Here is a 19,631-nt window from a genome sequence, read left to right on the forward strand (position 1 = left end):
TCGCTTATGGCAGGGGGCGGCGCAACTCGGCCGAGTGCCCGACGGGCGACTTCGGCGGGCGCTGCAGTATCGGTAGGCTGGTGATGACGTAGAGCAATGCCAGCCAGCGCGGCGAACGAGCCAGGGACGTGTCCAGCGACTGGGACCTGATCGGCTCCCCTCGCAGGTTGCGCACGATGTCCGCCAGCGTGAGCGCAGGCGAGTACTCGGTGTTGCTTCCATGGCTGTACATGGAGTCGGTCAGGTGGGAAATCTCCTTGACCACCTCGGGGTTGAATCTGTTGCGGGCGAAGTGATCGATCGACCAGTCGAACAATGTGCGCATGGCGTCGACTTCGTCCTGCAGCGGCAGCCGGCAGAGTTCGCGGGCGAACTTCGGCAGTTCTCGCTCCATGGCCTCGTGCAATGCCATGTCGCAGTCGCGCGGCGGAATCACCGGTATGAAGTCTCCGTCACGCTGCTCATAGCCGCTGGTGCTCGCATAGGGCAGGTTGGCGAAGAGGGTCTCCACGAACAGTAGCGATGCCCTGCTCACCGTCAGGTTGTACCGCGCCCTGCCGGGCTGGCTGCGGTAGATGCTTCGCGCGTAGTAAAAATCGGCAGGCACGGGACTGCCCGCGGCCAACTCCAGGAGCCGCGCCAGGCAATCCTGGGTATAGCCCCGCCCCCAGTACTCGACGAAAGCGAAGCGTTGATCGAAGTCGATCTGCGAACGCAGGTAACCAATCGCCGTGGGGCGCTCCCGGTTCCCCACCTCCAGCAAGTGCCGACGGTATCGCTCGGCGTTCTTCGCTTCGTGCACCACCAGGGTGACGAAGGTCGTCGGCAGATCATCCCGCCTGGCAGGCACGCTCAGGTCGGGGAAGAACTCCGCGAACTGGCCGGCGTCAAGCCGCAGCCCTTCCAGCAGGCCGTCGAAGGAAATCGCCCCCGTGTAGGCGAGAATGCTGGCGAAGAACTCCGGATCGATCTCATCGACATAGGACGCCACCCACCAGGCCTGGCGCGAGCCATAGAGATAGCGGGTCTGCAACGGCAAACCGCACTCCTCGATGATCGCATCGGCGATGCGCTTGAGATGGTGGCCATCGCGGGCGACGAAGTACAGGCACTCGATACCGCGCGCCAGCGCATCGCGCACCACCCACATCGCATAGCAAACCAGATACAGGGAGGCCCGGGTGTAGGCATAGCGGGCCTTGCCATCCTGATTCCGATGGCGGAAGCGAGCCATGAGCGCAGCGACGCAATAGGCGTCATAGCTGCCCAGGCTCTCGACGATCTCCCGCTCGAATGCATCGAACTGCGGTAGTTCATGCAGTACCGGAGAGATTCCCAGCGCAGCGGCACTCTTGCCGTCGGCGTTGGGGTTGTCGCCATAGTGGACCCATCTGGAGAAACGATATCCCGCCTCCCGGAACGCATCCAGATAAAGGGTACGGGTGCTTTTCTGGGTGCCTCGCGTGGACGAAAGGAACAGCGGCAGCTCGGCCAGGCGCGGCTCGGCCTTGGCCAGCAAACGCCGGATGAAGTCCTCGGGCAGGTACATGTCGGACAGCAGGATCACCCGTTCGCCGCGCTGCAAGAGCTCGAGAGCGTCAGCGATCTTGTCCGGGCATGGCTGGCAGGAGACGAACTCGCTTTCCAGCTCCTGCTCGCGCAAGAACGCCGCCTGCTCCGGCGTCAGCCCATAGACATCGGCCAGGCGCTCGATGATTTCGTCAAAGGTGATTTCCAACAAGTCGCTGCCACGCTGAAGCTTCGTGGCGCTGTACATGTAGCGAACATTGGATTCGGCGCCCATGCGCGCTTTCGGGTAATCGGACAGCAGCGAGTGAGGGAAGCCCAGACCCGAATCGCGCATCGCCCGCTGCACCCGGAAGAACACCCCCGCGGGCTCCAGCGTCGTACGCTGAATCAGGGTATCGAACACGTCGAACGAATACAGGGTAGGAGACACCAGGGCCGGCGTGCGGAAGGCGCGTGCCGACTCGATCAGGTATTCATTGTTGTCTTTCCGGGAGTACGACCAGAACAGCTCGGAAATGGCCGCACGCCCATGATCAGGCTGCTCACGGTAGCACCCAAGCGCCAGCAGAAGCTGGTCGAAATCATCACATTCGATACCGCAGGTCATTTCCCGGCAGTCGTAGACGAAATCGCGGCAATTGCCATTGGTGCCGTAGTCGAAGAAATAACGGATGAAATACGGAACCCCCGCTGCCAACAAGTCGTAGAAGATCGACGAATAATCGACGATCGCCCCATCGACTTGGTCCATGACCTCGTAGAAGTCCTCGTGGTTGTCCCAGAACAGCAGGCGAGGCTGGTCGGCATAGCGCTGCTTGAGCGCCTTGTACTTCTGATACCCCTCGATCATCGGATGGACCTTGAGGATGAACAGCAACCCCTGCTCTTCCAGCGTGCCGAGCAGCCTATCCATGTCCGGCAGGGCACGATTGAAGAAGTCGTTATGCGACTTTTCCCGGTAGGTGGGGCAATAGGCGACGATCCGGGTGTCCGGCGGCAGGTTCCTGCGTCCCAGCAGGTCGTGATCGAAGGTCTTGACCGAGACCTTCTCATGGCAGCGGGGATAGGCGCCCCGCAGTATCGAATGAGGCTCCAGAGCGCACTGCTCGATGAAGTGCTTCTCCATCAGCGGCGAGGTGGTCAGAAACAGTTGGTGATTGCGATAGGTTTCGTGATGGACGATGTGCTTCTTGACGATCCTTTCATGCAGGAAGCCGCTATTGACGCCCCGCTCGACCGTCTTGCAGCCCACGCCGTGCCACAGGTTGAGGAGAGTGGCCCCGCGCAGCTCCTCCTGGATGACTTCCTTGAAGTTCTCCACCACATAGACGCCGGCCTGCCGCATGATCCGGCGTGCAGCTGGCGAGTCGTAGCGATGGGCGCTCCCGCCCTGCCGACGGACCAACGCAATGGTCTCGTCGTCATCGCATAGCCAGTGCGCCTGGATATCGGGTCGCTTGTACTGGATATAGGCAAACAACCACTTCGGATTGCCGGCGAAGTTCATCCCGGCATTGAACACCCAGATGCTGTCGTTTCTGCTGTTCTGAGACATGGTGCGGTCCATTGGTCAGCTTGTTGCGGGCGCACATGCGCCATCGGCGAAATTCAAGGAGGCCAGGGCTATGCGATGGCCGGAGTGGCGCCGTTCCAGTGGGGGCAGTTGCCGGAAGTCGCCGTAGATGCTGGTGAGGTAGGCCTGGGTCTGTTCAGGCGCGTTGAAGCTGCGCCCCTCGAATACGACCGAGGCGCCCTTGCCGAACACTTGCGCAGGCACCACCTCGCGGTCGCCATACAGACCATAGAGATTCCCCACCAGGCCATCGCTGGAGGCCGGCAACGAAGACACCACCCGGTCATACAGGGCGAAAAGCAAGGCACGGGGCACCAGGCTCGTCGCCAGCGCCACCAGCGCGAAGCGCCAGCGCTGGGCTGGGGGTACGGGTCGCGGGTAGTAGCCCTTCTGTTTGTTCATGGTCATCGAGCGCAGCAGCGCGATGGACTTGCGCAGCAGCCGGCGACGCATGCCGGGAGGCGGAACGCCGTCCAACGGGAATACGTCCACCCCGATGCCCCGGTCGAACGGGTGCGCGTAGTCCACCACCCAACGCGAATGGCGATCGCTCACCACCAGGAACGGATAAGGCGTATAGGCGTCGATGGACGGGTGGATCGCCCGCAACGTCGGCGGCAATCGATCCAGCAGGCCGAGCAGGCGGCGGTAATCCTTGCGCGGCACCACGATGTCGATGTCGTCGTCCCAGGGAATGAAGCCGCCATGGCGCACAGCGCCCAACAGCGTTCCGCCGACCAGGTAGTAGTCGATGGCATGGGCCTGGAAGAAGTCGACTAGCGCGCCCAGCACGGCAAAGGCCCGTTGCTGGATCCGTGCCAGCGGAACGCCGGCGACCATCGCGGCCCCCTCCTCAACCATGGCGGCGCACATCGAACACCATACCTGTCAGGGTCGAGCCCAGCGCCTGCAGGGTAGCGAGCGCCACTGCCGAGGGATCCAGCAGGCTCTCGACCGGTTCGGCACCGAAGTTCCGCGTACGCATGGGCGTGCGGGTCCGTTCGGGATTGATGCAGACCACGCGGATTCCTTCGCTCGCCCATTCCTCGGCCAGTGCCTGGGTGAGGTTGACCACCGCAGCCTTGGTGGCGCTGTAGGCGGCATAGAATGCACGCCCCCGGGTGTAGGAGCTGGAGGCGAAGTTCACCAGGCAACCGCGGCTTTCGCGCAGGTACCCATGGGCAGCCTGGGCCAGGTGGATGGTGCCGGTGAGGTTGGTGGCGATGAGTTGCTCCACCTCGGATTCGCTGAGCAGGGCCAATGGCTTGTGCAGCAGCATGCCGGCGGTATTGACCACCGCGTCTATTCGTCCTTCACGCTGCGCCACCTCGGCGAGGAAGCGCTCCACGTCGCTGCGGCGGGAAATATCGATGTTGCCCTCGCCACGGCTGGCGCCATGTACGCGAGCGCCATGGGCCCTGGCCAGCTCGGCCACCGAAGCGCCAATGCCGTAGCTTGCGCCGATCACCACCACCACGCGGTCACGCAACAGGTCCTGCAGGCCATCATCCTGCGCAGCCTGGGTGCTGCGGATCTGGATCAGCTTTTCGGCGATATACAGATCCACCCCGTCGGTGATTTTCAGATTGGAGGGCGAGCCGGCTACGGTAGCGATGGTCACCTCGGGCATTTCCCGGCGCAGCACGCCACAATCGCAGGTCACGCCCTCCAGCCCTCTGCGTTCGGCGAGTCGATAGGCCTCACGCAGGATGCCAAGGCGGAACCCCTGCGGCGTCTGTCCACGGCGTAGCCGGCTGCGGTCAGGGATGTCGCGAATATGCCCCTCCCCCGCCACCTCGACGATGGTGTCGCTGGCGGGCACCACCACATCCACTGCGTCGTACCGCTCCAGCGCGTCCAGGCAGCGGACGATGGTCGGCTGGTCCAGCAGCGGGCGCGCAGCATCATGAATGAGTATCCGCGCCTGCTCCGGCTGCCCGTCCAGAGCGGCGATTGCCGAAGCGGTGGAGTCGGCACGGTCCCGGCCACCGGCGACGATCTTCGCCACCTTGCGCCAGCCATTGCGGGTGGCCGCCTCCCAGAGCACGCTTTCGTAGCCGCCAGGCACCACCAGCACGATCTGCTCCACTGCCGGCGAGTGCTCGAAGACTTCGACGGTATGCTCGATGACCATGCGCCCGGCCAACTTGACGAACTGCTTGGGCAGCTCGCTGCCGAAGCGCAGGCCACGCCCTCCAGCGAGCACTACGGCGATGACCGGGGATTCGACTGCACGGGTAGTCATGCGACCTCCTCCAACTCGCCCATCGACAGCATCCGCTCGACGGTCTCGGGCGGGTTGTGCATCAGCACGTCGATCATCGACAGGCCTGGCATGAAGTTCTCCACTTTCTGTTGCTGGTAGGCTGGAAAGCAGCCATGTACGAAACGCAGTTGCACGTGCTGTTCGCGAAACGCGGTGGCGCTGTATAGCGAACGACCACCGCTGGCGTTGTGGTAGGCGTCGGCCCCGAAGAGCCGGCAAAGCTCCAGAATGCGTTCCTGCCCCTGAAGCGAGCTGGGCATCTGCGAGGCGAAGGAAACCGAAAGCGGCCTGCCGAGGTAGGCGAAGACCGCCTGGACGGAAGCGGCGCAGACGCGAGCGACATTCTGCTCGGGCATCCGGCAGATGGATTCGACCAGGGCGAAAACCACGTCGAAGAATGGAGCCCGCCGGTAGGCATGGCGTATCAGCTGGAGAAACTTGTCGTGATCGCCAACGAAATGGTGCTGGTCGATTCGCAGGTTCTGGCTGGCCCCTTCCACCGGCAGCGTGAAGCGGAATGGCTGGCCATCGAGCAGGATGCTGTTGCGGTGGATGAACCCCCGGCGAATGAAAGCCACATCGTCCAGGAAGACGAAGTGGTCCACGCTCCCCGCCAACTGGAAGTAGCCCAGGTAAGGGAAGAAGTAGGGTTGCATGACCGCGAGAATCACGCCCGGACTCCCGCACTGATGACCAGGTCGCAGATGCGCTCGACATCCTCGTCGGCCAGGTCCGGGTAGATCGGCAGGCACAGCACCTGGCTCGCCACCTGGCGGGCGACCGGCAGGTTGCTCGGCTCGGCCGACGGCAGGCCGCGGTACATCGGGAAGTCGCTGATCAGCGGGTAGAAGTAGCGGCGCACCACGATGCCCTGCTCGCGCAACAGCTCGTACAGCCGGTCGCGCTCCACGGCAAAATCCTCGTCGATCAGCACGGGGAAATAGGCGTGGTTGGACACGCACCCGGTACGGAACTCGATGAAGTTCAGCCCCGGCAAGCCGGCCAGGCGCTCACGGTAGAGGCTATCGATTTCCTTGCGCCGCGCCAGCGCACGGTCGATGTGCCGCAGTTGCAACAGGCCGAAGGCGGCGTTGATCTCGCTCATCTTGCCGTTGATGCCGGGGGCCACCACCGTGGTTTCGTTGACGAAGCCGAAGTTTTTCAGATGGCCGATGCGCCGGTAGGTTTTCTCGTCGGGGCAGATGATCGCCCCGCCCTCGAAGGTGTTGAACACCTTGGTGGCGTGGAAGCTGAGCACGCTCAGGTCGCCGTGGCGCAGGATGCTGCCGCCGGCGTCACGCACCGAGAAGGCATGGGCCGCATCGTAGATCACCCGCAGGTTGTAGTTGTCGGCGATAGCCTGGATGGCCTCGACGTCGCAGGGATTGCCGTAGCAGTGCACCGGCATGATCGCGGTGGTCTGCGGGGTGATCGCCGCCTCGATCTTCGCCGGGTCCAGGCTGAGCGTCTGCGGGTCGATGTCGACGAACACCGGGCGGATACCGTTCCACAGCAGCGAATGGCCGGTGGCGACGAAGGAATAGGGCGTGGTGATCACTTCCCCGGTGATGCGCAGCGCCTGCAGGGCGGTGACCAGCGCCAGCGTGCCGTTGGCGAACAGGGCGATGTGCTCGACGCCAAGGTATTCGCACAGCGCTTTCTCCAGCGCACGGTGCATGTCACCGCCATTGGTGAGGATGCCGCTGGCCCAGACCCGCTCCAGGTAGGGCAGGAACTCTTCGAGGGGCGGCAGCAGGGGCCGGGTGACCGGGATGATCTTGGTCATGACTACTCCCTGCCGATCGACATCGGGCAGACGCAGCGACGGGAATACGACAGGGGGAAGTCGGGCTTCCTCCCGTATCCACCGTTCATGAGAAGGAGGCTCGAAGGCACCAGGCCAATACCGGACCTGGCCGGGGCTCCGTAGGGAATGATCGTGTTCGACATGCTGCTCTCACCCCGTCTGCCGCTACGGCAAGGTCTGGCGAAGGTTCCGAAAGCACTGGCGGTTGAGCTCCCGTAGGAATCCAGCCAGTGGACGGGGCGTCAATTCGCTGACTGAAAGAAGCGCCCCGACAGGACCTCAGCAAATTGAATGCCATCTTCCGCGAAGGTGCGCGGGGCGCGGTGTATGGGGGATTGGGGAAGGCTTGAAGCGCTGGCAGGAGAAAGCGGAAGGCAGCGGCAAGGGATTGCCGCCGAAAGAAACGCCGCACGCCCTCCGACGAAAGACGCACGGCGATCGAGCAGGCTCAGAGCTTGTTGAACAGACTCAACTGGCTGACCCGGGCGAAGGCCGCCTGGGCCGCTTCGAGCATGGTTTGCTGCAGGACCAGCTTGGAGGTGGCCTCGGCCATGTCGGTGTCGCGGATCGACGACTGGGTGGTGCTGTTGGTCAGGCTCAGGCTCTGGTTTTCCTGGCTGAGCACGTCGATGGTGTTCAACCGCGAGCCCACCGACGACTGCACGTTCATCACCTGATTCATGCCATTGTCGATGTTGGTCAGCGCCGAGGCCACCATGTTGCGGATGTTCAGCTGGGCCTGCGGATCGTTGGCGGTGGAGGCGCTCAGCGCGGTGCGCAGGTCGCCGATGGTGTTGAGGATGTTCTGCCGCTCCGGCGAGCTGGTGGTGACGCTGAACTGGTCGCCGGTCGCCGGCGAGGCGCTGATCGAGAGGTCGACGCCGGCCACGCTGATGGTCTGCGGGAAGGTGCCGCCGAGGGTACCGCTGGAGATCGGCGTGGCGCCCTGGGTGGCTGGCAGCGCGTAGACCTCGTAGTCGGTGGCGCTGGTGAACTTCAGCTGCACGCCGTTGGCCGGGAACTGGGTGGTGTAGGCGGTCTGGTTGCTGACCGTGCCGCTGGTGATCTGCGCGCCCGAGGTGTTGCTGGCGCTGCGCTTGATCGAAACGTCGTCGGCCGCCATGCCGAAGCTGAAGCTGTAGCCGCCGACCAGGCTGTCCATGTCGCTGGCGTCGTCGCTGCTGGGCAGCGAGACGTCGAGCTGGAACTGCGCGCCGCGGAAGCTGATGGCGTTGCTGTCCGCCGAGGTGGCGTCGTAGGTGCCGTTGGTGTTGGCCTCGCTGGTGACGTCGTTGCCGTCCTTGTCGAGGATCTGGTACTGGGTGCCGCTGAGCACGTTCAGGGTGTAGGGCGCGCCATCGCGGAAGCTGGCGTTGTAGGTGCTGTCGCTGGTCACCGTGCCCTGGGAGAGGAACGCCCGCTGCACGCCGTCGGTGTTCGGGTCGCTGCCCAGCGAACTGGTGGTGCGGCTGGCGTTGGCCGCCATCTCGAAGATGCTCCAGCCGTTGTCGCTGGTCGGCAGCAACAGGTTGTCGGCGATCTGCAGGTTCAGCGAACTCTGGTCGCCCTGGTAGCTGTAGGTGCCGTCGGCGTTCTGGATGAACGGCTGCACCGTGCTCTTGCTGCCGGAGAACAGGTAGTTGCCGCTGGCGTCCTTGCTGTTCATCAGCGTCAGCAGCTGCTGCTGGATCTGCCCGAGCTGGTCGGCCAGGGCCTTGCGGTCATCGTCGGTGAGGGAGCCGTCACCGGCCCGTACCGCGACCTCGCGAGCCTGCTGCAGCACGTTGGTGATGGAGGACAGCACGCTCTCTTCCTGGTTCAGGGCGTTCTGTGCGGTGGTCATGTTGCTGCTGTACTGGGTCAGCAACGCCTGCTGCTGTTGCAACTGCAGCAGGCGCGCAGCGCCGACGGGGTCGTCGGCGGGGGTCTGGATGCGCACGCCGCTGGAGATCTGCTCCTGGGTCTTGGCCAGGCTGGCGTAGCCGCGGTTGTAGTTGTCGATATTGGAACTGAAGATCTGCGGGGTGGAAATACGCATCACGGCCGCCTCAGATGTTGTTGATCAGGGTGTCGAAGAGCGTCTGCGCGGTCTTGATGATCTGCGCGGAGGCCGTGTAGTACTGCTGGAACTTCACCAGGTTGGCCGCCTCTTCGTCGAGGTTGACCGCCGACAGCGAGTCGCGGGTGTTCTGCGCCTGGGTCAGCACCGCGTCGGTGGCGGTGGCGTCCAGCTTGGCCTGGTTGGCCTGGGCGCCGACGGTCTCGGTCAGGCTGCTGTAGGCGCCGGTGAGGCTCATGCCGCTGCCACTGCCGATACCGCTGCCGACGGTCTTGGCGCTCTGCAGGTCGATGAGCTTCTGCGCGTTGCCGTTGTCGGCATCGCCATCGGAATTGAAGCCGACAGTGAAGCTGTCGCCCTTGCCGGGGTAACCGCCGATGCTGGTCTGGAAGCTGAACGACGGTGTGCCGGGCACGGTGATGCTGATGTCGTTGCTCTGCCCCGGCACTATGCTGCCGGTGCCCAGCGAATTGCCGGCGGAATCGTAGAGGGTGTAGCCCTGGGTGCCGTCGCTGGCGGCGGCGTCGAACACCAGCTTGACCGGCGTGCCGGCCTTGATCGCCGCCGACAGGTCGGCGCTGTTGCTGGCGTCGAGCTGGGTGGTCAGGCTGGTGCCGCTGATGGTGCCGCTGCCGATGTTGCCGGTGGTGGCGGTGGAGACCAGCGGCGAAGCCAGCGCCAGGCGGTTGGAGTCGGTCATCGCCACGGAGATGTCCGCCGCGGCGGTGCGCGTCGGGATCACCGTGAAGCGGTCGCCGGCCTGGATGGTGCCGACGCTCTGCTGGCTGAGGCTGAAGCCGTCGAATTCCTTGGGCGGGTCGTCCGTGAGATCGCCGCTGCCCATCACCTCGCCATCGGACAGGCGCCTGACGGTGTAGCCGGTGGCCGAGGTGAAGGTCACCTCGTAGTCGCTGGTGGTCAGCGCGCTGCTGTCGTCGATGCTGACGTTGAGGTTGCCGGTGCCGGTGTTGTGGCCGTTGGCCAGGCTGCGGTTGCCGATCACGCTGGCGTCGTTGATGTCCTTGAACAGCTGGGCACCGAAGTTGCCGTTGAGGTCCAGGCCCTGGGCCAACTGGCTGTTGAAGGTGTCGGCGAGGACGATGGCCATGCGCCCCAGTTCGTTCTGGGTGGTGTTCAGCACCTCGCTGCGGTAGCGCAGCAGGCCGCCCATCTGGCCGCCGGTGACCACCGAGGTGACGTCCATGGCCACGCCGCTGGTGCTGGAGTTCAGCGACAGGCTGTACTGCGACGGGTTGCTGGCGCTGGGGGCGGCGCTCAGGGTCGAGGCGTTGCTGCCCACCACCAGCGGCTGGCCGGAGCCCAGGTAGAGGTTGTAGCTGCTGCCCTGCTTGACCACGCTGACGCCGATCATGTCCGACAGCTGCACCACCGCCTGGTCGCGCTTGTCCTGCAGGTCGTTGGCGCTGGCGCCGGCGGACTCGGCAGCAGTGATCGCCTGGTTGTACTGGGCGATGGTCTTGGCCAGGTCGGTGACCTGCCCGGCCAGGCTGCTCATCTGGGTGTTGACGTAGCTGTTCTGGGTGCCCAGCTGGGTGGAGATGGAGTTGAAGCGCTGCGCCAGGTTGCTCGCCTGGGTCAGCACCAGCTGACGCGAGGCGGCGTCGGTCGGGGTGCCGGCCGCGGTCTGCAGCGAGGCGAAGAAGTTCTGCATCACCGAGGACAGGCCGGTGGTGCTGTCCGACAGCAGCGAGTCGACCTGGTTGACCTGGCTCAGGTAGGTCTGCGCATCGCTGTTCACCGCCGTCGCGCCGCGCAGCTGGTTGGCCAGGAACTCGCTGTACATCCGGCGCACGTCCTGCACCGTGGTGCCGGTGCCCACGTAGTAGCGGCCGGAGAACTGCGCGGCCGAACTGACCTGCATCGACTGCTGGCGGGTGTAGCCGGCGGTGTCGACGTTGGTGATGTTGTTGCCGGTGGTGCTCAGCGCCGTTTGCGAGGCGTTGAGGCCGGACAGTCCTATGGATAACAGGCTCATGGGCTTTCCTTAGAGCGTTCCATTCAAAGCGTACGGGTCGGGCCGTCGGCCATGGCCACGGTCTGGTAGACCTGCATCTGCCTGGCGATCTGCGACACCTTGCGCGCGTACTGCGGGTCGGTGGCGTAGCCGGCGCGCTGCAGTTCCTTCATGAACTGCTCGGGGCGCGCGGTGGAGTCCAGGGCGTCCTGGTAGCGGTCGTTGTTCTGCAGGAAGCTGACGTAGTCCTGGAAGCTCTGCTCGAAGGAGTTATAGGCACGGAACGAGGCCACTTCCTTCACCTGCCTGCCGTTCTCGTACTCGCTGGTGACCGCGCGCGCCGAGTCGCCCTTCCAGCTCGAACCGCTCTTGATGCCGAACAGGTTGTGGCTGCTGCTGCCGTCGCGCTGGGCGATCATCTTCTTGCCCCAGCCGGTTTCCAGCGCGGCCTGGGCCACCAGGTAGCGCGGGTCGACACCGATGCGCCTGGCTGCGCGCTCGGCCATCGGCAGCATGGTGGCGACGAAGTCGTCGGCCGAGGCGAACATGGACTTGCCCGGCTTGGTCGAAATGGCCGAGGCATCGGCGACGGCAGCGCTGCTCGTGGCGCTGTCGTCCTGGCGGGTGTAGCCCCTGCCGTTGCGCCAGTCGCTGCTGGCCAGTTGCGTCGGCTGGCTGGCGCTGGTGGCATTGGCGTCCGGCACTATGCCGGCGGCGATGCGCTGGGCCAGCTTGCCCGGCAGGGCCAGGCGCCGCGCATTCAGCGCCTGGCGGTCGTCGCGGCCGGGCTCGGGCTGCGGCAGCGGCTTGCCGCTGGCGGACCACAGGCTCTTCGCCCGCTGCCGGTCCTGCCCCGCCACCGCCTGGGTGGCCTGGGTGTCGGCCTGCGCCTGGACCTGGGCGAAGGGGTTGTCGCCGGTGTGGCGCACGCCCTGCATCTTCTCCATCTGCTTGACCAGCACGTCGGCCAGGCCGACGCCGTGGCCCTCGCGCGCCAGGGACACCGACAACTGGTGGTCGTACATGTCCTGGTACTGCTTGGCGGTCTCGCTGTTGAGCGGGTTGTCCTTGGCGAACACCTCGTTGGCCGAGCGCATCGACTTGAGCATCTCGTTGAGGAACAGCGACTCGAACTCCTGGGCCACCTTGCGGATGTTGCCCTGGCTGTTGCGGTCGCCGCTCTTCAGCTGGCTGAGGCGGTTGAGGTCGGTGTAGGCCTGGCTGTCGCTGGCGCTGGTGCCGGAATTGAGCAGTCGTGCGTCCATGGCGGCGTCCTCAGATGACGATCAGCTCGGCCTGCAACGCGCCGGCCTGCTTGAGGGCTTCGAGGATGGCCATCAGGTCGCTGGGCGCCGCGCCCACCTGGTTCACCGCGCGGACGATCTCGTCCAGGGTGGTGCCCGGGCCGAACTTGAACATCGGCTTGGCCTCCTGCTCGGCGTTCACCCGCGAGCGCGGCACCACCGCGGTCTGGCCGTTGGAGAACGGGCCGGGCTGGCTGACGATCGGGTCCTCGGTGATGGTCACGGTGAGGCTGCCGTGGGTCACGGCGGCCGGCGACACGCGGACGTTCTGGCCAATGACGATGGTGCCGGTGCGCGAGTTGATGATGACCTTGGCCACCGCCTCGCCGGACTGGATCTCCAGATTCTCCAGCACCGACATGTAGTCCACCCGCTGGTTCGGGTCCAGCGGCGCGCTGACGCGCACCGAGCCGCCATCGATGGCCTGGGCCACGCCCGGGCCGAGCATGTCGTTGATGCGGTCGACGATGTGCTTGGCGGTGGTGAAGTCGGGGCGGTTGAGGTTCAGCGTCAGGCTGTTGCCCTGGTCGAAGCCGCTCGGCACCGCGCGCTCGACAGTGGCGCCGGAGGGGATGCGGCCGGCCGAGGGCACGTTGACGGTGATCTTCGAGCCGTCGCGGCCCTCGGCGTCGAAGCCGCCCACCACCAGGTTGCCCTGGGCGATGGCGTAGGTCTGGCCGTCGATGCCCTTGAGCTGGGTCATCAGCAGGCTGCCGCCGCGCAGGCTCTTGGCGTTGCCGATGGAGGAGATGGTCACGTCGATGGCCTGGCCCGGCTTGGCGAAGGGCGGCAGGTCGGCGTGCACCGACACCGCGGCGACGTTCTTCAACTGCACGTTACCGCTGCCGGCCGGCACCTTGATGCCGAACTGCGCCAGCATGTTGTTGAAGGTCTGCAGGGTGAAGGGCGTCTGCGTGGTCTGGTCGCCGGTGCCGTTGAGGCCGACCACCAGGCCGTAGCCGATCAGCTGGTTGCTGCGCACGCCCTGGATGCTGGCGATGTCCTTCAGGCGCTCGGCCTGGGCGGCGAGCGCCACGCAGGACAGGCCAAGCACCATGAGCAGGCGGGAGAAGATCGACATCTCAGTTCACCTGCTCAGAACGGCCACAGCGGGCTGAGGAAGAAGCGGTCCAGCCAACCGGGCTGGCTGGCGTCGGCGAAGGCGCCGGTGCCCGAGTAGGTGATGCGCGCATCCGCCACGCGGGTCGAGGACACGGTGTTGTCGGTGGCGATGTCGTCGGCGCGGATCAGCCCGGCGATGCGCACCAGCTCGTTGCCGGTGTTCAGCGTCATCCATTTCTCGCCGCGCACGGCGAGGATGCCGTTGGGCATGACTTCGGCCACGGTCACGGTGATCGAGCCGGTCAGGCTGTTGCTCTGCCCCGCCGCGCTGTCGCCCTTGGTCTCGCGGTTGCCGCTGTACTCGGCGCTGAGACTCAGGTCGCCGCTACCGAAGGGGTTGTTGGTGGTGGCGCTGCCGCCGAACAGCGAGGTCAGCCCCATCTTGTTGCTGCTGTCCTTGGAGATGTCCGAGTTGGCCTTCTTGCTCGCCTGGGTCTTCTCGTTGAGGGTGATGGTGATGATGTCACCGATACGGAAGGCCTTGCGGTCGCCGTAGAGGTTGTTGTCGAACCCGGCCTGGTAGATGGAACCGTTGTTCTGTGCCGCGGGCATGGGCGTGCGTGGCATGACCGGCGCGTAGTACGGGTCATCCGGCTTGGGCGGAGGACTGACGCAACCGGCCAGCGCGGCGAGCGCCAGCAGCGGGAGAAGATGGGAACGGTTCATTGCAACTACCTCTCGGGGAGAGCCACTAACTCGCGGGCCATGGGGCCCGCGTCATGCATCAAAGGTTCTGGGTGATGAAGGACAGCATCTGGTCGGCGGTGGAGATCACCTTGGAGTTCATCTCGTAGGCGCGCTGGGTGGTGATCATGTTGACCATCTCCTCCACCACGCTGACGTTGGAGTTCTCCAGGGTGTTCTGCTGCACGGTGCCCAGGCCGTTCAGGCCCGGGGTGCCGACCTGGGGGGCGCCGCTGGCGGCGGTTTCCAGGAACAGGTTGTTGCCGGTCGCCTGCAGGCCCGCCGGGTTGATGAAGTCGGCGGTCTGGATGTTGCCGATGATCTGCGGCTGCGAGTTGCCGGCCACGGTCACCGACACGGTGCCGTCGTTGCCGACGGTGAAGGTCTGGGTTTCCGCCGGGACCACGATGGCCGGCTCCAGGGCGTTGCCGTTGGAGGTGACGATCTGGCCGTCGGAGTTCAGGTGGAAGCTGCCGTCGCGGGTGTAGGCGACGGTGCCGTCCGGGGTCAGCACCTGGAAGAAGCCACGGCCGTTGACCGCCATGTCCAGCGGGTTGTCGGTGGTCTGCAGGCTGCCGGCGGTGAAGTTCTTCTGGGTGCCGACGATACGCACGCCGGTACCCAGCTGCAGGCCCGAGGGCAGCTGGCTGTCCTGGGTCGACTGGGCGCCGGGCTGGCGCTTGATCTGGTACAGCAGGTCCTGGAACTCCGCGCGGTCGCGCTTGAAGCCGGTGGTCGAGACGTTCGCCAGGTTGTTGGAAATGGTGGTCAGGTTCATGTCCTGGGCGGACAGGCCGGTCTTGCTGACCCACAGTGCCGGAAGCATATCGATTCTCCTCGGGCGTCGGATTCATGACGCCTCGATCTGGTAATTAGCTAAATTGCAAAACCCGCGCCATGGCCTGGGAATCGTCCTCGGCGGTACGCATCATCTTCACGTGCAGCTCGAACTGGCGGGACAGCGCCAGGATCGAGGTCATCTCTTCCACCGCGTTGACGTTGCTCGCCTCCAGGAAACCCGACTGCACGCTGGCGTTGGCGTCAGCCTGCGGCGCCGGCTGGCCCTGCTTCATGCGGATCATGCCGTCGGTGCCCTTCTCCAGCTGCTTCGGGTCCGGGGTGACCAGCCTGATGCGGTCGACGGTGGCCAGCGCGTTGGGATTGTTGCCCTGGCCGCGGACGGTGATGGTGCCGTCCTCGCCGATCTCGACCTTCTCTTCCGGCGGAATGGCGATGGGCCCGCCATTGCCGAGCACCGGCAAGCCGTCGCCGGTGCGCAGTTGGCCGAGGGCGTCGATTTCCAGGCTGCCGGTGCGCACGTAGGCTTCGCCGCCATCCGGGGCCTGCACGGCGATCCAGGCGTCGCCCTTGGCGGCGACGTCCAGGTCACGCCCGGTTTCCTGCAGGGCGCCGGCGGTGAAATCGGTGGCCGGGCGTTCGCTCATGGCGAATACGCGCGCCGGAAAGCTGTCGCCGAAGACCGGCATGGCCCGCGCCTGTTCGAAGTCGCGACGGAAACCGGTCGTGGAAATGTTCGCCAGGTTGTTGGCGTGAGCCTGCATGGCCTGCGTGTTCTGGCTCGCGCCGCTCATGGCGACATACAGCATTCTGTCCAAGGCATTCCTCCAGTGCCGGGTCGGATTCCCGGCGGTGCTGAAGGGACCTCAGCAAGGGCTGTGCCAGAATTGAAAAATCAGCGCAAGGCGCTGATTCGAAAGGAGGAATCAAAAAGAAAAGGCTCCCGGAGGAGCCTTGGTGGCCGTCAGGCGGCGACGGACTGCCGCCTGCGGCAAGCGGCCTTTGCCGCCATCAACGCAGGTTGATGATGGTGTCGGAGATGGTGCTTTCGGTCTGCACGGTCTTGGCGTTGGCCTGGTAGTTGCGCTGGGCGACTATCAGGTTGACCAGTTGCGCGGTCAGGTCGACGTTGGACTCTTCCAGCGAGCCGGAACCCACCGAACCCAGGGTACCCGAGGTGGGCGTGCCGATCACCGCCTCGCCCGAGGCCAGCGACTGTTTCCAGGCGGTGCTGCCCACCGGGGTCAGACCCTGGGTGTTGGCGAAGTTGGCCAGCACCATCTGGCCGATCACCTTCGACTGGCCGTTGGTGTAGGTGGCGTACATCTGCCCGTCCACGTCCACCGCCAGGCCGGACATCTGGCCGGTGGCGTAGCCGTCCTGGGTCACCGCGGTGACCGCGAAGGCGGCGTTGGTCTGGGTGGTCTTGGTCAGGTCGAGGTTGATGCCGGCGGCGGCCCCGGCCGCGCCATTGGGCCCCCAGGTCACCGGGTCGGTGGTGGAGTCGGCGACCGCCGCCGGCACCCAGCCGGTGAGGGTCATGGTGTTGTCCGCATTGACCGTCATGCCGGTGGAGGTGATGCCGGTCAACTGGCCGGCGCTGTTGAAGCTCAGTTGGCTATCCAGCGGCGTGGTGCTGGTCGGGTCGGTCGGCGAGCGGCCGTCGACCAGGGTGTGCATGGTCCAGTTGTTGCTGCTGTCCTTGACGAAGTAGTTCGTCATGGTATGCGAGTTGCCCTGGGAGTCGTAGATGTCCACCGAGGTCGACCAGTTGTAGCTGTCGGAATCGGCGGGGTCGAAGGTGGCGTTCGTCGGCGTGGTGGCCGCCGAGTTCAGGCTCAGGGTCGAGGTGATCTTCGAGGTCGGGCTCGGCGGCTGGTTGGAGGTGTCCACCTTCAGGTCGGTGATCACGCCGTTGACGACCGAGCCGTTGCCGTTGACGCCATAGCCCTGCAGACGGTTGCCCGAGCCATCGACGATGAAGCCGTTGGCATCGGTGTTGAAGGAGCCGTTGCGGGTGTACAGGCGGCTGCCGTTGTCGCTGACCATGAAGAAGCCGTTGCCGCTGATGGCGAGGTCCAGGCTGCGGCCGGTGGAGGTCAGGTTGCCCTGGGTGAACTGTTGCGAGACCGACTGGGTGATCACGCCGCTGCCGACGGCATTGCGCCCGGTGCCGAGCATCGAGGCGGCGTACAGGTCGGCGAACTCGGTGCGCGACGACTTGAAGCCGGTGGTCCCGACGTTGGCGATGTTGTTGCCGGTCACGTTCAGGTCCGTGCTAGCGGCGTTCAAACCACTCAGGGCGGTATTGAAAGACATGGTCAGCTCCCGTGCCGAAGGACGGCGTTATTTTCCGATGGTCTGAATGCTGGAGGCGGAGACACTGCCGATGCCAGCGAGATTGAGGGTCATTTCCCCGCCGCTCTGGCCCAGCGTGACGCTGTTGACCGTGGCCGGCAGGTAGGTGGTCAGCGCGGTGCTGGTGCCATCCAGGGTGGCGCTGGCCTTGACGGTGTAGGTGCCGGAGGCCACCTGCTCGCCGCTGTCGTCCTTGCCATCCCAGGTGAAGTCGATGTTGCCGCTCTTCTGGCTGCCCATGTCGATGGTGCGCACCAGCTCGCCGTCGTCGTCATAGATTTTCAGGGTCACGCCATCGCCGTTGGACGGCATCACCAGCGAGCCCTGCACGCCGGCGCTGGGGTCGTCGACCTGGACCTTGCTCGAGTTGACGATCACCGAGCGGCCGACCAGGGACGAGGCCTGCAGCGCCTGGGACGACTGGAACGAGGAATAGAAGTTGCCCAGGGTGGTATCCAGGTTCTCCATGCTCTCCAGGCTGCTGAACTGGGCGAGCTGGGAAACGAACTGGGTGTTGTCCTGCGGGTCCAGCGGGTTCTGGTTGTTCAGCTGGGTGACCAGCAGTTGCAGGAACGAGTCCTTGCCCAGCGCACTGGTGCCGGTTTCCGAGGTGGAAGACGAGGAACTCGACCCGGCGTTGAGCGACGAGAGGATCGAGTTCGAGGTGCTGCTGGTGTTGTCGATGCTCATGGGGCGTCCTCTGCGCTTACTGACCCAGGGTCAGGACCTTCTGCATCATCTGCTTGGCGGTGTTCATCATTTCCGCGTTGCTCTGGAAGGAGCGGCTGGCGGACATCATGTCGGCCATCTCCTCCACCACGTTGACGTTGGGGTAGTACACGTAGCCATTGGCGTCGGCGGCCGGGTGGTTCGGCTCGTAGCGCGGCACCAGCGGGCTCTGGTCCTCGACCACGCCCAGCACCTGCACGCCGGTGCCGGCCTGGTCGGTGTCCTGGAACAGCGAGCCCTGGCCGTTCTGCGCCTGCTGGAACATGGCGGAGAACACCGGGTGGCGGGCGCGGTAGGTCTGGTCGATGCTCGAGGACACGCTCTCGGCGTTGGCGATGTTCGAGGCGGTGGTGTTCAGACGGGTGGTCTGGGCACTCATGCCGCTACCGGCGATGTTGAAGACACTGGCAAGGGACATGGCTATCACTCTCCGCGCAGGGCGCCCATCAGGCCTTTGAACTTGCTGTTGAGGAAGGTGAAGCTGGCCTGGAACTGCACGGCGTTCTGCGCGTAGTTGGCCTGCTCGACCTGCTCGTCGACAGTGTTCTGGTCGATGGAGGGGTGGGTCGGGATGCGGTACTTCAGCGAGTCGTCGCCCATGGCCGCGCCATCGGCCTCGATGTGCCGGGCGTTGGTGACGGCGGTGCTGAAGGTGCCGCTCTTGGCCTTGTCGGCCTGGGCCGCGAGCACCGAAGCGAAGTCCAGGTCGCGCGCCTTGTAGTTGGGGGTGTCAGCGTTGGCCAGGTTATTGGCCAGCACCTCGGCGCGCTGCGAGCGGAAGCTGAGGGCTTGTGCGTGGATGCCGAGGGCGGAGTCGAAGCTGATGCTCATGGTCACGAACCTGTTTGCCGGTGTGGGCTTGCCAGCACTTCAGCAAGGTGCGTGCCAAAACGTTAAATCCTTATAGATCAATGAATTGCCGATGATCCGCAAGCGGCAAAGAGCGGCAAACCGCGGCAAGCGGCAAGGCCTTACCGCCCGGCGGCAAAGCGTTCTGCCCATTCGAAGTGGTTGCCGGTGACGTAGGTATTGGGCTCAAGAGCGCCCTCTCCCCGGCCCTCTCCCGCAAGCGGGAGAGGGGGCTGTCCGCGCCACCGGGGCGTCCGGCGTGGCCGGTGAATCCAATCGCGGACAAGGTCCGCCTACCCCGCCACCGCTGTCCCACCTGTAGGAGCGCGCCCTGCGCGCGATTCGCGGGCAGGGCCCGCTCCTACGGTCCGTGCTCGACCGTAGGGCGAATAACCGTTCGCGGTTATCCGCCGTTGGCCGGAACGCCGGTGCCCGACGGCCGCGGCGGATAACGCCGTAGGCGTTATGCGCCCTACGGGTTGGAAAGAGGCGGCGCAGCCTGCAAGACAGTTGCTCCTACGGTTCCAGGAAGCACGGTCGTAGGAGCGGACTCCGTCCGCGATTGGACTCACCGGCC

Annotated in this window: 16 protein-coding genes; all 16 read right to left on the minus strand. The window is 65.1% G+C overall.

All coding sequences use genetic code 11. The features are described 5' to 3' along the window. Positions 1 to 4 precede the first annotated feature (4 nt). Complete coding sequence (locus DK254_RS08675; RefSeq protein ID WP_158546410.1) at positions 5 to 3,085, minus strand: CDP-glycerol glycerophosphotransferase family protein; 3,081 nt, start codon at positions 3,083 to 3,085, stop codon at positions 5 to 7. A 15-nt stretch (positions 3,086 to 3,100) separates the two neighbouring features. Further along, positions 3,101 to 3,943 carry a phosphorylcholine transferase LicD gene (locus tag DK254_RS08680; protein WP_158546411.1) on the minus strand — a complete coding sequence of 281 codons (843 nt, stop codon included), beginning with the start codon at positions 3,941 to 3,943 and terminating at the stop codon, positions 3,101 to 3,103. A 13-nt stretch (positions 3,944 to 3,956) separates the two neighbouring features. Then, positions 3,957 to 5,348 (minus strand): bifunctional cytidylyltransferase/SDR family oxidoreductase, encoded by a 1,392-nt coding sequence (locus DK254_RS08685; protein ID WP_109933458.1) that lies wholly within the window; start codon positions 5,346 to 5,348, stop codon positions 3,957 to 3,959. Next, positions 5,345 to 6,040, minus strand: coding sequence for a WbqC family protein (locus tag DK254_RS08690; protein ID WP_089391793.1), 696 nt, complete (start codon positions 6,038 to 6,040; stop codon positions 5,345 to 5,347). Before DK254_RS08690 ends, DK254_RS08685 begins: the two co-directional genes overlap by 4 nt. Then, positions 6,037 to 7,155, minus strand: coding sequence for a DegT/DnrJ/EryC1/StrS aminotransferase family protein (locus DK254_RS08695; RefSeq protein WP_109933459.1), 1,119 nt, complete (start codon positions 7,153 to 7,155; stop codon positions 6,037 to 6,039). Before DK254_RS08695 ends, DK254_RS08690 begins: the two co-directional genes overlap by 4 nt. Before the next feature lie 469 nt (positions 7,156 to 7,624). Beyond that, positions 7,625 to 9,214, minus strand: coding sequence for a flagellar hook-associated protein 3 (locus DK254_RS08700; RefSeq protein WP_109933460.1), 1,590 nt, complete (start codon positions 9,212 to 9,214; stop codon positions 7,625 to 7,627). Positions 9,215 to 9,224: 10 nt separating this feature from the next. After that, the gene (flgK, locus tag DK254_RS08705; RefSeq protein WP_109933461.1) at positions 9,225 to 11,231 is read right to left on the minus strand and encodes a flagellar hook-associated protein FlgK; all 2,007 of its coding nucleotides are present in this window, start codon (positions 11,229 to 11,231) and stop codon (positions 9,225 to 9,227) included. Positions 11,232 to 11,254: 23 nt separating this feature from the next. Then, a complete protein-coding gene (gene flgJ / locus DK254_RS08710) occupies positions 11,255 to 12,475 on the minus strand; it encodes a flagellar assembly peptidoglycan hydrolase FlgJ (protein WP_109933462.1) in 1,221 nt (406 codons plus the stop codon). Positions 12,476 to 12,485: 10 nt separating this feature from the next. Continuing rightward, the gene (locus DK254_RS08715) at positions 12,486 to 13,595 is read right to left on the minus strand and encodes a flagellar basal body P-ring protein FlgI (RefSeq protein WP_109933463.1); all 1,110 of its coding nucleotides are present in this window, start codon (positions 13,593 to 13,595) and stop codon (positions 12,486 to 12,488) included. Between the two features lie 14 nt (positions 13,596 to 13,609). Further along, positions 13,610 to 14,302, minus strand: a complete 693-nt coding sequence (flgH, locus tag DK254_RS08720; protein ID WP_109933464.1) for a flagellar basal body L-ring protein FlgH — start codon at positions 14,300 to 14,302, stop codon at positions 13,610 to 13,612. A 58-nt stretch (positions 14,303 to 14,360) separates the two neighbouring features. Continuing rightward, positions 14,361 to 15,146 (minus strand): flagellar basal-body rod protein FlgG, encoded by a 786-nt coding sequence (gene flgG / locus DK254_RS08725; protein ID WP_074976357.1) that lies wholly within the window; start codon positions 15,144 to 15,146, stop codon positions 14,361 to 14,363. 46 nt (positions 15,147 to 15,192) lie between these two features. Further along, positions 15,193 to 15,936 (minus strand): flagellar basal-body rod protein FlgF, encoded by a 744-nt coding sequence (gene flgF / locus DK254_RS08730; protein WP_089391799.1) that lies wholly within the window; start codon positions 15,934 to 15,936, stop codon positions 15,193 to 15,195. Positions 15,937 to 16,129: 193 nt separating this feature from the next. Continuing rightward, positions 16,130 to 17,437 carry a flagellar hook protein FlgE gene (flgE, locus tag DK254_RS08735; protein WP_109933465.1) on the minus strand — a complete coding sequence of 436 codons (1,308 nt, stop codon included), beginning with the start codon at positions 17,435 to 17,437 and terminating at the stop codon, positions 16,130 to 16,132. Between the two features lie 27 nt (positions 17,438 to 17,464). Further along, positions 17,465 to 18,166, minus strand: a complete 702-nt coding sequence (gene flgD / locus DK254_RS08740; protein WP_089391801.1) for a flagellar hook assembly protein FlgD — start codon at positions 18,164 to 18,166, stop codon at positions 17,465 to 17,467. Positions 18,167 to 18,182: 16 nt separating this feature from the next. After that, positions 18,183 to 18,623: a flagellar basal body rod protein FlgC gene (gene flgC, locus DK254_RS08745; RefSeq protein WP_089391802.1), complete on the minus strand. Its 441-nt coding sequence runs from the start codon at positions 18,621 to 18,623 to the stop codon at positions 18,183 to 18,185. Between the two features lie 5 nt (positions 18,624 to 18,628). Beyond that, positions 18,629 to 19,036 carry a flagellar basal body rod protein FlgB gene (gene flgB / locus DK254_RS08750; protein ID WP_089391803.1) on the minus strand — a complete coding sequence of 136 codons (408 nt, stop codon included), beginning with the start codon at positions 19,034 to 19,036 and terminating at the stop codon, positions 18,629 to 18,631. Positions 19,037 to 19,631 lie beyond the last annotated feature (595 nt).

The sequence above is a fragment of the Pseudomonas sp. RW407 genome (assembly GCF_003176655.1).
Lineage (GTDB): Bacteria > Pseudomonadota > Gammaproteobacteria > Pseudomonadales > Pseudomonadaceae > Pseudomonas > Pseudomonas delhiensis.